Here is a 377-nt window from a genome sequence, read left to right as displayed (position 1 = left end):
AATCAGACCTGCCGCATGCCGGGTCGTCAGCGCCTTTGCATTCTCTGCCAGCCACACACGCGACTGTACGTCGTCACCGATAAGGAAAAGCGCACCAATGCCCGGCAACTGCAGCGGACGATCCTCCACCGCCCCCGGCGTCATCTCCGGCGTGCTGATCGGAAACATCGCTATCGCAGAAACTAGCGGCTGTATGGTTGCTGACAACGCCTCCGACAGGCCGGGTTGTTTATCCTCCCACTGACAAAAACCAAAAAGCAGAGTCATCACGATAAACAGCCCCGACAGAAGCAGGGCCACCCACGGGTTGTCCAGTGCGCTCATCACGGCCGTACCTGTCGGGACAATCCGGTGTCGGTGATCAGCACCGGGTAATG

1 protein-coding gene is annotated in these 377 nt (G+C 59.2%); it reads right to left on the bottom strand.

What is annotated here, in order from left to right:
• Positions 1–324: PFL_4695 family integrating conjugative element protein (locus FKM52_RS21540; RefSeq protein WP_141178124.1), on the bottom strand; the 324-nt coding region annotated here is incomplete at its 3' end.
• Positions 325–377 lie beyond the last annotated feature (53 nt).

This window comes from Mixta tenebrionis (assembly GCF_006517625.1).
In the GTDB taxonomy this organism is placed as follows: Bacteria; Pseudomonadota; Gammaproteobacteria; order Enterobacterales; family Enterobacteriaceae; genus Mixta; species Mixta tenebrionis.
This window is presented reverse-complemented; position numbering and strand designations above follow the sequence as displayed.